General features: G+C 64.3%; 9 protein-coding genes. 3 read left to right on the top strand and 6 right to left on the bottom strand.

Going from position 1 to position 12,802, the window contains the following annotated elements; all coding sequences use genetic code 11:
• Window positions 1-53 precede the first annotated feature (53 nt).
• The 6 genes from DX905_RS05880 to fucP form a co-directional block, all read right to left on the bottom strand.
• Entirely contained in the window at window positions 54-3,410 is a 3,357-nt protein-coding gene (locus DX905_RS05880; protein ID WP_116090514.1) for a trifunctional glycoside hydrolase family 18/polysaccharide deacetylase/glycosyltransferase family 2 protein, read from the bottom strand.
• A gap of 83 nt (window positions 3,411-3,493) precedes the next feature.
• Window positions 3,494-3,853 carry an L-rhamnose mutarotase gene (locus DX905_RS05875; protein ID WP_116090513.1) on the bottom strand — a complete coding sequence of 120 codons (360 nt, stop codon included), beginning with the start codon at window positions 3,851-3,853 and terminating at the stop codon, window positions 3,494-3,496.
• A gap of 1 nt (window position 3,854) precedes the next feature.
• Window positions 3,855-4,586 carry an SDR family oxidoreductase gene (locus DX905_RS05870; protein WP_116090512.1) on the bottom strand — a complete coding sequence of 244 codons (732 nt, stop codon included), beginning with the start codon at window positions 4,584-4,586 and terminating at the stop codon, window positions 3,855-3,857.
• Window positions 4,583-5,551 (bottom strand): aldo/keto reductase, encoded by a 969-nt coding sequence (locus DX905_RS05865; protein WP_116090511.1) that lies wholly within the window; start codon window positions 5,549-5,551, stop codon window positions 4,583-4,585. Before DX905_RS05865 ends, DX905_RS05870 begins: the two co-directional genes overlap by 4 nt.
• Entirely contained in the window at window positions 5,548-6,363 is an 816-nt protein-coding gene (locus DX905_RS05860) for an amidohydrolase family protein (protein ID WP_162875486.1), read from the bottom strand. Before DX905_RS05860 ends, DX905_RS05865 begins: the two co-directional genes overlap by 4 nt.
• A complete protein-coding gene (gene fucP, locus DX905_RS05855; RefSeq protein ID WP_116090510.1) occupies window positions 6,360-7,580 on the bottom strand; it encodes an L-fucose:H+ symporter permease in 1,221 nt (406 codons plus the stop codon). Before fucP ends, DX905_RS05860 begins: the two co-directional genes overlap by 4 nt.
• A 185-nt stretch (window positions 7,581-7,765) precedes the next feature.
• On the opposite strand from fucP, the gene DX905_RS05850 reads away from it, so the two are divergent.
• From DX905_RS05850 to DX905_RS05840, 3 genes are all read left to right on the top strand, one after another.
• Window positions 7,766-8,743, top strand: coding sequence for an alpha/beta hydrolase (locus DX905_RS05850; protein WP_116090509.1), 978 nt, complete (start codon window positions 7,766-7,768; stop codon window positions 8,741-8,743).
• Window positions 8,740-9,501, top strand: a complete 762-nt coding sequence (locus DX905_RS05845) for a GDSL-type esterase/lipase family protein (RefSeq protein WP_116090508.1) — start codon at window positions 8,740-8,742, stop codon at window positions 9,499-9,501. The genes DX905_RS05850 and DX905_RS05845 overlap by 4 nt, the downstream gene beginning before the upstream one ends.
• 170 nt (window positions 9,502-9,671) lie before the next feature.
• The gene (locus DX905_RS05840; RefSeq protein ID WP_240320739.1) at window positions 9,672-12,767 is read left to right on the top strand and encodes a TonB-dependent receptor; all 3,096 of its coding nucleotides are present in this window, start codon (window positions 9,672-9,674) and stop codon (window positions 12,765-12,767) included.
• Window positions 12,768-12,802: the final 35 nt, after the last annotated feature.

Here is a 12,802-nt window from a genome sequence, read left to right as displayed (position 1 = left end):
ACATCGCGGTTCATCAAGTTCGTTTCTGGTGTTTTTTATTTTTTCGGTCCCGGCTAACCTTGCGTTGCGGTCACCCGGCCTGATCGTTCGAGCTTGCCCCAGCCGACCCACGGCCCGCGCACGGCGGCCGTGACCGCACGCACCACCACCGAATACATGATCTGGCGGTAGACGAAGCGCTGGGCCAGCAGCAGGAAAAGCGGGAAGCGTTTCTCGCGCGGCTCGAGCCGGTAGGCGATCCAGCCGCAGATCGCGTCGATGCCGGTGAAGGCGATCCAATAGACTGCCATGCGCAGCACGTCAGACTGGGTCTGGGCCCACCCATGCTGTTCGACCCGCAGGATGGTGGCGACGATGCTCACGCCGAGGGCGAGATCGATCAGCGGCGAGATCAGCGCGAAACCGATCTGGAACAGCCACGCCTGCGGAATGCCGACCAGAGCCAGCCCGGGGGGGTGCCGTTCGCGCAAGATGCGGCGATGCTTCCACAGGCATTGCAGCGTGCCGAACGCCCAGCGGAAACGCTGGCGCGCAAGCGCTCCGAACGTCTCGGGCGCCTCGGTCCACGCGACCGCATCGATGTCATATTCGACCAGCCAGCCCATGCGCTGGATCGCGATCGTGAGGTCCTGATCTTCGGCCAGCGTGTCGTGCGGATAGCCATCCACCATGTCGAGCGCGGTCCGCCGCCACGCACCGACCGCGCCCGGCACGACCGTGATCGCGTCGAACCGGTCAAGCGCACGGCGCTCCAGATTTTGCGCGGTGACATATTCGACCGCCTGCCAGCGCGTGACGAGATTGATGCGATTGCCCACCTTGGCGTTGCCGGCGACCGCGCCGATGTTGGGATGCGCGAACCAGCGCGCCAGCCGCGCGATCGTCAGCGGCTCGAATTGCGTGTCGGCATCCAGCGCGATGATCACCTCGCCGGTGGCGAGCTTCAATCCTTCGTTAAGCGCGCGCGCCTTGCCGCCATTTTCCAGGGTGAGGAGCCGGACCCGGGCATCGCCGCCGAAGGCCCGCTCCACGATCGCGCTGGTCTCGTCGCTCGATCCATCGTCGATCACGATCACCTCGATCCTGACCTGCTCGCTGGCCAGGACGCCGCGCACCGATTGCTCGATCACCCGCGCCTCGTTGTAGGCCGGGATCAGCACAGACACGAACCTATCCGGATCGATCGCTGGCGGTACCGGCCGATTGCGCGCGAGATTGGAGCGCACGGCCAGGGTGGCGAGCAGCACGGCCCGCGCGGTACCGATGAAGATCGCGGTGAAGAACAGATATTTGAGAAGATTATCGAGTCCTGCCAGCAGCAGGAAGATCGACACGTCGAACCGCACGGCCAAGAGGTCCGATCCGCTGATCCGCGGATTGACCTGCGCAGGGGTAAGGCCCGCCAATGCCGAGACCGGCACCAGCGAATAGCCCCGCGCGCGTAGCGTATCGATCAACAGCGGCAGCGCCGCCACCGTCTGGTCGCGGTCACCGCCGGAATCGTGGAGCAGGACGATGTTGCGCGACTTGTTATCGGCCAACGGGTCCATGTCCTCGCCGGCCTGGATCGATGCCAGCGCATTATCGATGATCGCCTGAACTCCGGGGCGCTGCCAATCCTCCGTATCCACGTGCAGGCCGATATTGAGATAGCCTGCATTCTGGGCCTCGAGCACGGGACGCAGCTCGTTGTCGGTGGTGGGCTCGGCATCGCCGAAATAAGGGATGCGCGCCAACCGCATCGCGCGGCCGGTATAGGCTTCGACCAGCCGTTGGGTCGTGTTGAGCTCGATCCGTGCTCCGCGCGGGGAGATGAGCGACATATCCGGATGGGTGTAACTGTGATTGCCGAGTTCCGACCCCTCGTTGAGGATCCGGTTGAGCAGGAACGGATGGGCGAGCGCATTCTCGCCGATGACGAAGAAAGTGGCGGGCGCGCGCTTCGCTTTGAGAACATCCAGGATCTGCGGGGTCCAGCGCGGATCGGGGCCATCATCGAAAGTCAGCGCGATCTGCTTGGGCTTGTAGCCGGTCCGCGCGACCACATAGGGGGTCGGATAGGCGGCGAAATGCTCGTCGCGTATCAACCCGCGCCGGTCCGCCGTGACGGTACGCATACCGATGCCGGGCACGTCGGTGACGCGGACGATCTCACCCTGGCCGACAACCTCCGGCGTGTTGCCGCGCGGCTCCAGCGCGCCAAAGGTGGGCGGCGCGATGCCTGCGCGGATCGCGCGGAAATCGTCCCAGACACCTGGATCCTCGCCGCCCATCTTCCATAAGGCAACGCCCCAGGCACCGGATACCTTGATCGCGCGCAGCTGGTTCCAGGCACTCGCCGCGTCGAGCGACCATACGTGGCGCAGCGTGCCGTCATCGTCCTTATAGTCGAACGTGGCATTGCCGCTCGCCGGATCGAAGCGGGTCTGCGATCCATTGTCATGCGCGATCAGCCACGCTTCCTGTACGGACATGCTGTCGGCGTCGGTTCTTCCATCCGGCCAATCCTGGGCATAATTGCCGATCGCGACGATCAATTTGCCGGGAGGCACCGCCTTGATCGCAGCGCGCAATTGCTGGACGAACCAGGGCTGGGCTGCGATCGGCCCGGCTTCGCTGCCGGGATAATGCTGGTCGTAATCCATCAGGAAAATCTTGTCCGCGACGCGGGCATAGGCCTTCAGGTCCCACTCCGCATCGTCGACCGGCACCTGCAGTGTCACCAGCATCTTCTTTGGCGCCAAGCGGGCACGGGCCTCGGCAATGAAACGTAGATAGAAGGGGTGTGCAGACGGCGGCAGCTGTTCGAAATCGAACGACACGCCGGCGGCATGTTGCTGCACCAGGATCGGTTCGATGCGGTCGAGCAAAGCCTTGCGTGCCGCAGGCGAGCGCAACAACAGCGCGGCATTGGGTCCGTCCCACACGCCACCACGCACATTCTGGATCATCGGCAGCAATGCCGGCCGGCGTTGCTGGCTCGCCAGAATGGACCGTAGCGCCCGGTCCTGGACATAAGCGAAATCGTGATTGGCGCCGGTGACGGTCCCCACGACAGGTACAAGCCAGTCCAGCTCGCTAATATGGGCGGCAAGGCTGGCGTGGCTGGCATCGTCCCATGGCGTGTAGAAGCCGACGATCGCCTGGCGTTGCGCCGGCTTCGCGCGCGAGCCCGGAAGCCAGGCCGTGACCGAGCCCGCCTTGCGGCGGAGATGCCCGACCTGCGCCTTGAGCGAACGCGGCTGTTCTCGCTCGAGCCCTACCTTGAGCGGATCGGGCGCGGGAACGTCGAGGATGGTGGCGCCGAACCCGAACGCGGCGGCGACCAGCACCAGGATAAGCCCGAGCAAGATGCGCATCGACCAGCGCCGCCGGCGGCCGCTGGGATCATAAAAGACCGGCGCTTCCATCGTCTCTGACCGCCAACCTTCCCGCCGCTGCCCTGCCGGGCTCGGCGAGGCGAATTGCCGGAGAAGGCTGTCGCGCGCAAGCGCTAGACCGGTGTTTGCTCCTCCAGCGAGAAGATACGCGCGGCTTCGGTCCACTTGGCGCCGGCAGCAGCCCACGGCAGTGGCCGTTGCACCTCGTCCATCCAGCGTTCCCACGCGACCACGGCGGGGTCGGCCGCATCAGTCGCTGCCTTGCGCGCAGCATCGAAGCCGGCCTCGGTCTCCATCACCATCACCAGCCGGTTGCCGCTACGGTAAATGTCCATCGCGACGATGCCGGCGGCGCGGATCGAGCCGGTAATCTTGGGCGGCACTACGCCTGCGGCGTGCCAGGCTTCGTAGCGCGCTATTGCAGCTGCGTCGTCGGCCAAATCGATCAGCAGAACGTGGCGCTGCGTGACCACGTTAATTGATCCAGCCGCCGTCGATCACGTGGACGGCACCGGTGGTGAAGGCGGATTCGTCGCCGGCAAGATACAGAGCGAGCGCCGCAATCTCCTCGGCGCGGCCCAGCCGCCCCATCGGCTGGCGTGCAATGAAGGCGGCGCGCGCAGCATCATAGTCGCCCGTGTCGCGCAGCCTTTGCTGAAGCGAGGGCGTATCGACCGTGCCGGGGCAGATCGCGTTGCAGCGCACCCCCTTGTCGACGAAATCGGCGGCAACCGCCTTGGTTAGGCCGATCACGCCGGCCTTGCTCGCGCCGTAGGCGAAGCGGTTGGGAATGCCCTTCACCGAACTGGCGATCGAGGACATGTTGACGATCGCGCCGCGCCCCTGCGCCACCATCCCGGGCAGGAAGGCACGGATCGTGCGGTACATGGCGGTCATGTTGAGCGCGAGCGCGCTGTGCCACGTCGCCTCGTCGCACTCGAGGATCGAGCCGGCATGAACCACGCCGGCGCAGTTGAACAGGATATCGATCTGGCCGAGATCGGCAGCCAGCGCTGTGATCGCGTCGCCGTTCGTGACGTCGAGACCCCGGCAGTCGCAGTTGGATAGGCCATCGAGCGCGCCCGGCTCGCGATCGGTGGCGATCACCCGCGCGCCTTCGGCCGCGAACAAGGCGGCGGAGGCGCGGCCGATGCCCTGGCCTGCAGCCGTGATGAGGGCGGTCTTTCCCGCCAGCCGTCCCCTCATAATATCGTCTCCATCGGTAGCTCGGCGAGTGCATCCCACAGCTCGGCCGGAACCGGGGTCTGCGCGCGCTCGATAAGATCCCGCACCTGATCGATCCCCGCCACGCCCGCAATCACTGTCGCAACACCGGGATGCTGCATCGGAAATTGCAGCGCCGCGGCGGACAGGTTCACTCCGAAGCTGGCGCAGGTTGCCGACAGGGTACGCGCCTGCGCGACTAGGCGATCGGGAGCCCAGGCATAATCAAAGCGGAGCGGGCTCGCGCCGCTCAAATCGTCCTGCGCCAAAATACCGCTATTATAAGGCCCGCCGATGATCAGGCGGATCCCGCGCTGCACGCATTCGGGGATCAGCACGTCTGCCGCGCTGCGGTCGAGTAGGCTGTAGCGGCCGGCAAGCAGGATGACGTCTAGATCGACTTCGGTCATCAGCTCGAGGCAGACCGCCACCTCGTTAACTCCGATGCCGACCGCGTCGATCGCGCCAGTGTCCTTGAGATCGCGCATCGCGCGATAACCGCTGTCGAGGAAGTCACGCAGCTGGCGTGCATGATCGGCACCATGCGTCAGCCGCCCGAGATCGTGCGCCAGCAGGATATTGACGCGGTCGCGGCGCAGCCGGGCAAGGCTGGTCTCGTAGGATCGTCGAATGCCATCGCCACTGTAATCGAAGCGCGGCTCGTAGGGGTCGGCATCGACGTAGCCATGGCGCGAACCCCTCGCCCTGGTCGGTTCGAGCAGGCGACCGACCTTGGTCGAAATCACCACCTGCGCATCGCCCAAGGCCGCACCCAGCCGTCGCTCGGCCAGCCCGAAGCCATAATAAGGCGCGGTATCGAAGTAGGTGATACCGACATCGAGAGCGGCCCGGATCGTGGCGTGCGCCACCTCGTCGGAGACGGCCGCATAGAGATTGCCGATCGCGGCGGTACCAACGCCCAGCCGCGGCAGGACCAGTCCGCTCATCGATCGAGCCGATAACAGAGGCTGGCAGTGCCCCCGAACACCTTTGCCCGGTCCGCCTCGGGAATGGCGCTGCGGGCGAAATCGAGCCAGGCGCGATAATCGCTCGCCAGGTTGAGCACAGGCCAGTCGCTCCCCCAGATCAGCCGCTCCGGCCCGAATAGGTCGAGCAGTGTCGCGACATAAGGTGCCAGCTCCGCCAACGGCCGGCCGGGCGGCGCCTCGGTGGCCAGCCCGGAAAGCTTGCAGAACAGGTTGGGACGATCCGCGGCCGGTGCCATCGCTTGGCGCCATGCCGCCAGGCCCTGCTCGGCGATGCGCGGCTTGGCGCCGTGGTCGATCACGATCCGCAGCGTCGGGAAGCGCGCGGCTAGTGCGATGCTGGCGGCAAGATGCTGCGGTCGGATCAGCAGATCGAGCGCGAGATTTCGGTCGGACAGGCAGGCGCACGGACCATGGAGCTGCGGCGCCGCGAGCCAATCAGGCACGCGATCCTGCGCCATCACCCGCAGCCCAACCAGCGGTCCCAACTCCGCCAGCTCTGCGACCCGCCTTGCCACGTCCTCCTCCGCCGGATCGATCCACCCAACCACGCCTGCCACGATCGGCGCGTCGGCGGCCTCAGCCAGCAGCCATTCCGTGTCGAGCCCGCTTTCCTGGCTTTGCACCAGCACGATTCCTTCGACGCCAGTGCCCGCGATCAGACGCTCCACCTCGCGCAGATCATGATCGCGATGAATCGCAGCCAGATCACGCGGTGGCCATGTGCAGCCGTTTCCGCCCAGCCGCCAGATATGGACGTGCGCGTCGATCAAGCGTGGCGGCCATCGCGCAGATGCAGCGCTGCGAACAAGGCGACCACGACGAAGCAACCGGCTGGCACCAGCATTGCGAATGCGATCGAATGGGTCCGGTCGGATACCAGGCCCATCAATGCCGTGAACACCGCCCCGCCGATGATCGCCATCACCACCATCGCCGCACCGCTCTTGGTCAGCGGGCCTAGGTCGCGCAGCGTCAGCACGAAGATGGTGGGATACATGATCGACATGAACAGGCTGGTCGCGACCAGCGCCGCCACGCCAACCGCACCGCCGGCGGATGCGGCTACCACGCAGAGAAGGACATCGGCGGCCGCGAACGCCAGCATCAGCGGTGCGCCGCGCACGCGCGTCAACAAGGCGGCACCCACGAAGCGGCCGAGCATGAACAGGGCGAGCGACAGCGTCAGCAGCCAGGCCGCCTGGCGTTGCCCGGTCCCCGGCACTGCCGCCTCGACATAACGGATGAGATAGCTCCACACGCCGACTTGCGCGCCGACATAGGCAAACTGGCCGAACACCCCCGCGAGATAACGGGGGCGCCGAAGCAATGCCGCATATTCGGATAAGGGATGCGGTCGCCGCTCCTCGGTTGCGACGGCGGGGAAGGGGGTGAAGGCCAGCAAGACCGCCCATAGCAGCACGACCACCACGATCAGGCTGTAGGGAAGCAGCACGTTGCGCAGGGGATCTCCTCCCCCGTCCGCGACAGCGGCCCCGGGCAGGATCAGCCATGCGCCCAAGGCGACGCCGGTGATCGACCCGAGCGGATTGAACGCCTGCGCGAAATTGAGCCTGCGTTCCGCGCTCGCGGGCGGGCCGAGGCTTGCCACCATCGGATTGGCCGCCGTTTCGAGGAAGGCGAGGCCGCTCGCGATCACGAACAATGCGAACAGGAAGAACGGGTAACTGGAGGCGAGCGCTGCTGGCCAGAACAAAGCTGCGCCGGCCGCGAACAGGCCAAGGCCGGCGATCACCGCCGTCTTATAGCCGAAGCGCGCCATCGTCAGCGCGGCGGGCACCGCGAAGCAAAAATAACCGAGATAGAAGGCCGACTGGACCAGGCCGGACTGAAAGTCGCTAAGGATGAAGACATGCCGGAAATGCGCGATCAGCACGTCGTTCAGATTGTTGGCGACCCCCCAGAGTAAGAATAAGCCGGTGACCAGCACGAGCGCACGTCGGCTCACGACACTGCCCGGTTCAGCCATCTTTATGGACGCCGGATCGTGTCACCCAACCCTCCTTACCCGCTCTTGATTGTTGGCGGTCCGCGGAAACGATAACCGTACCAACACCATTGTGAAATATAAAAGCTGTTTTCATGTGTGCATATCGCTTCATAATCGGCGGTGGAGAAGGGCAGAAGTGTGCCTAGTCTTAGTGAGGATGGACGATGGAGCTTTCGAGAAGAACATTGCTGGGGGCGGGCTCGGCGCTGATGCTCGGAGGGGTGCAAGCACACCGCGCGAACGCGACGATGGCTGAGGAAAGGATCGCACTTTGGCCGGGCAAGCCGCCGGGCGACATCGGCACGGCGATCACCCGCCGGATCGAAGATCAATCGCACGATCCCGCGCATCCAGATCGCTGGATCTACGGCATTTCGCGGCCCGAGCTAGCGGTCTATCGTCCTGCGCAACCGAACGGTTCGGCGGCCCTCGTCATTCCCGGCGGGAGCTACCAATTCCTCGCTTACGACAACGAAGGCACGGCCCAGGCGCGCTGGCTCAACGCGCTCGGCGTGACCGCCTTCATCCTGTCCTATCGGCTTCCGGCGGAAGGCTGGGCGGGCCGGGCGGACGTGCCTTTGCAGGATGCGCAACGCGCGATGCGCGTCATCCGGCGCGATGCGGCCCGGTTCGCAATCGATCCGGCTCGCGTGGCTGTGCTCGGCTTCTCGGCCGGCGGCCATCTCGCGGGATCGCTGGCTACGCGTCATACCGAGCAGGTTTATTCCGCCGTCGACGATGCGGATCACCTGCCGGCGCGGCCCGATGTGGCGGGGCTGATCTATCCGGTGGTCAGCCTGTCCGCGCCGTTCACCCATGGCGGGTCGCGCGACAATCTGCTGGGGGCGAATGCGGCCGAACAGGCCCGGCTCCATCGCTCCGTCGAGCGGAGGGTCGATGCCACGACCCCGCCCGTCTTCCTGGTGCACGCCTCGGATGACGGGTTGGTGCCGGTAGCGAACAGCATTGCACTCTACCAGGCCCTGCTCGAACAACATCGCTCCGCCGAAATGCACCTGTTTGACGAAGCCGGCCACGGCTTCGGCGCGCACCTGCCCGCCGCCGCGACGCCGGCCATATGGCCGCAATTGTTCACCCGCTTCGCCGCGCGCAAAAAGGTGTTTGCCGAGGCGGCTATATGATTGCCCTGCTGCTCGCCGCCGCGGCGGTTCCGGCTTATTATCAAAGCTCGCCCGAGCGGCAGAGCTTCGCCGAGGATCGCCCCACCAACCATTGGGAAGCCGATTATCTCACCAAGCTTTGGTCAGCCATGCACCGCGATTTCGGCGAGACCTATCTCTATGCCGCCGCCGATCGGGCGCTGCCGCCGCCCCGCATGGGCGAGAAGCGAGTCGTCTTCCTCGGCGACTCGATCACCGATCTGTGGGACCTGTCCCGCTATTTTCCGGGCAAGCCTTATATCAACCGCGGCATCGGCGGCCAGGTAACCGCTCAATTGGTACTGCGCTTTCACCAGGACGTGATCGCGCTCCAGCCGAATGCTGTCGTCATCCTTGCGGGAATCAACGATATTTACGGTGCGCTCCAGCGCGAGAGCGATGCCGGCATCGAAGCCAATTGGGAAGCCATGGCCGACATGGCCGATGCCCATGGCATCAAGGTCGTGTTCGGGGCGATCCTGCCCGTCAATAATTATAGCGGTAACGCCAGCGATATGCTGGCTAAGCGCGACCCGAAGCGCATCCGCGAACTCAATGCCTGGCTCTCTGCCTTCTGTCGCCGCCGCGGTTATGTTCTGGCGGATTATTATCGCGTCACGGTCGACCGTGATGGGCTGTTGCAGCGCGATCTTACCCGGGATGGGCTGCACCCGCTGGCCAATGGCTATGCGCGCATGGCTTCGGTTGTGGAGGCGGCGCTACAGCGCGCGATCGACTGACCCGGGGGCGGCGACCGCCACGCGATAATCCGAAATCAACAAGCGTCGTTTGCCGGCGGCTCTACCCCCCTACTTCACGCTTGCTGTTTGCACAGTTGAATACCATTTTCATCAGTGCTAAACGCTCCATTCTGGAATGATCGTCTGGAAGACGGCGTACGGGAGGGTGAATGATGGGTGATACCGACTGCTGGATTAGCGCTCGTCGGCGCGCGAGAGCCAAGGCGCGTCTGTTCGGCGTGTCCACCGCGACGCTCGCGATGATGCTGGCGGCACCGGCCGCAGCGCAAACCGCGGCCGACAGCACACCCACCAGCGCAACCACCGGGGGAGCAGGGCTGGTCGCGACCGCGCCTACCGAAGGCAAGTCGCTATCCACGGACACCGCAGGCGAGGTCGTCGTCACCGGCATCCGCGCCTCGGTACAGAGCGCGACCGCGCGCAAACGCAACGCCGAGCAGGTGATCGACTCGATCACCGCGCAGGACATCGGCGCCTTGCCCGACCGTTCCGTCGCCGAAGCCTTGCAGCGCATTGCGGGCGTCACGCTCCAGCGCACCAACGACAATCGCGATCCCGCGCGCTTGTCGTCCGAAGGCGGCGGCGTATTCATCCGCGGCCTGTCGTTCGTGCGGTCGGAATTGAACGGCCGCGACGTATTCTCAGCCAATAACGGCCGCGCGCTCAGTTTCAGCGATGTGTCGTCGGACCTGCTCGCGGGCGTCGACGTCTACAAGAACCCTTCGGCCGAACTGATCGAGGGCGGGATTGGCGGCATCGTCAATCTGCGCACCCGCAAGCCGTTCGATGCGCCCGGCCATGTTCTCGCTTTCTCAGGCGACTATAACTACGCCGATCTCCGTAAGAAGGGATTCTGGTCGGGAAGCGTGCTCGGCAGCAACCGCTGGTCGACCGGCCTTGGCGAGATCGGCATTCTGCTATCCTACAGCATCAGCAATACCGGCAACCGCACCGATCAGATTTCGGACGGGCGTTTCGATCGTGCGACGCTCGGGCGGCCGCAGGATGGCCTCGCCACTGGCACCAACGTCTATATTCCCAACAGCCTGGGCTTCCGCCAGATCGACTGGCAGCAGCGCCGCACGGCCTTCGACGGCTCGATCCAGTGGAAGCCGGCCGACAATCTGGTGATCACCGGCGAAGCGTTGCTCAGCAAGGCGACGCCGCACGACCTCGAACATGCGATGGGCGATTATGCATCGCCCGAGCCGGACAATTCCACTTACGTCTTTGGCGACAATAACGAGCTCGTCTCGGGCGTGATCAACAATCGCCAGCTCAATCCCGACACGCGCTCGGGTCAGCAGACCAACAAGACCCGCGATTTCTCCGGCAATGTACGTTGGACGCCGACCGATCACTGGGCATTCGGCGCCGACGTGCAGTATATCAAGTCGAGCGCGCAGGTCGTCAGCATGACCGCCTACGATCAGACCCCGACGACGGCCACGATTGACTTCGATCTGTCCGGCAACAAGCCCAAACTGGTAATCACGCCCACCGGCGGCTCGACCGCCTGGTCGCAGCAGAGCAATTATTATTGGTCCTCAGCGATGGACCATATCGAAGACAACGATGCGCACGAATGGGCCTATCGCGGCGATGCCGAATATTCGTTTGACGACGACAGCTTCCTGAAGTCGTTCCGCCTGGGTGTGCGGGGTACCGATCGCAACGCGACCACGCGCCAGACCGGCTACAATTGGGCGTTGCTGTCGGAACAATATTGGGGTGCGACCGGAGCGCCGGTCTATCTCAACCAGACCGGCTTCGACGCCGCGCATCAGAATGCCGGCCTGCCGGCGCAGTCCGATCTATTCAAGTATAAGAATTTCTTCCGCGGCAAGGTGCAATCCGGCGGATCCTGGTGGTTCCCGAGCGCCTCACTCGTCAGCCATGGCACCGCGAACGCCTATAATTATCTCAAGAATACCGAGTCCGGCGGCTGGGGTTGGGTCCCGCTCAGCGACGATTATTCGCTGGCCGCGCCTGCCGCCGATAATGTCAGCGGCGGCATCAACAACCAGACCGAAAAGACCAAGGCAGCCTATGCCTTGCTGCGCTTCGGCGAAGAAGATGGCCCGATCGGCCACTTCGACGGCAATATCGGTGTTCGGGTCGTCGGCACCAAGACGACCGCCGATGGCTCCGCCATCCGTCTGGGCACGCTCACTGCACCGAACTGCGCCGTCGGCACCGTAATCGGCAGCGGACCTCGCACCGGGCAGTTGGTGACGGCGCAGGACTGCGCCTTGTTGGCTTCGGCCATTGCCTTCTCGGGAGGCAATATCGGCGGCCTTACGCAGACTGCGAAGGGCTCCTACACGGACGTCCTGCCCAGCCTGAACGTGCGCTTCTTCCTGCAGGACAATCTTTACCTGCGCCTGGCGGCGGCCAAGGCGATCGTGCGGCCGACCTTCTCGCAGCTCAATGCCTTTACCAACTTGTCCTTCTCGTTCGATGCGACGACCGGCATCGCCAACGGGACGGGGGTCAACGGCGCGACGACGGCCTTTACCGGCACCGCGGGCAATCCCTATTTGAAGCCGACCCGATCGAATCAGTTCGATGCTAGCCTCGAATGGTATTTCGGCGCGACCCGATCGAACAGCCTGACACTGGCCGTCTTCTATAAGGCGATCAGCGATTACATTTTCGCCGGGACATCGCAGCAGACCTACACCAGCAACGGCCAAACGCTGACGTTCGACGTGACCCAGCAGACCAATGGCTCGCACGGCAAGATCAAGGGCTTCGAACTGGCCTATACCCAGTTCTTCGACATGCTGCCGGGGCCGCTCTCAGGCCTCGGCTTCCAAGGCAATTTCACGTTCGTCGACAGCAGCGGCGGCAAGAATACCGCCGTCAACGTGTTTGACGCCAATCAGGTTACGAATGCCGGCGTAAGCCTGCCGCTAGAGGGGCTGTCCAGGACATCCTATAACGTCGCCGCGATTTACGAGAAATACGGCATCTCGGCGCGGCTTGCCTATAATTGGCGTTCGCACTTCCTGCTGACGACCTCGGCGGCGAACATCAACTTCCCGGTCTGGTCGGAAAAATACGGCCAGCTCGATGCCTCAATTCTTTACTCGCTCAACCAGCATCTCAAGGTGGGCGTGCAGGCAACCAACCTGTTGAATGCGCGCACCTTCCTTGATGTCGGCGATCCCAAGTTGAAGCCGCGTTACAGCTGGACCGACACCGATCGGAAGGTGGCGTTCCTTATCCGTGGCGTCTTCTAGGTTCTTTCCTCCCCTGGGCGTCCCGAAGCATCCGG

It is taken from the genome of Sphingomonas crusticola, assembly GCF_003391115.1.
GTDB classification, from domain to species: domain Bacteria; phylum Pseudomonadota; class Alphaproteobacteria; order Sphingomonadales; family Sphingomonadaceae; genus Sphingomonas_I; species Sphingomonas_I crusticola.
The sequence above is the reverse complement of the archived record's forward strand: the minus strand, read 5'-3'. Positions and strand labels throughout refer to the sequence as shown.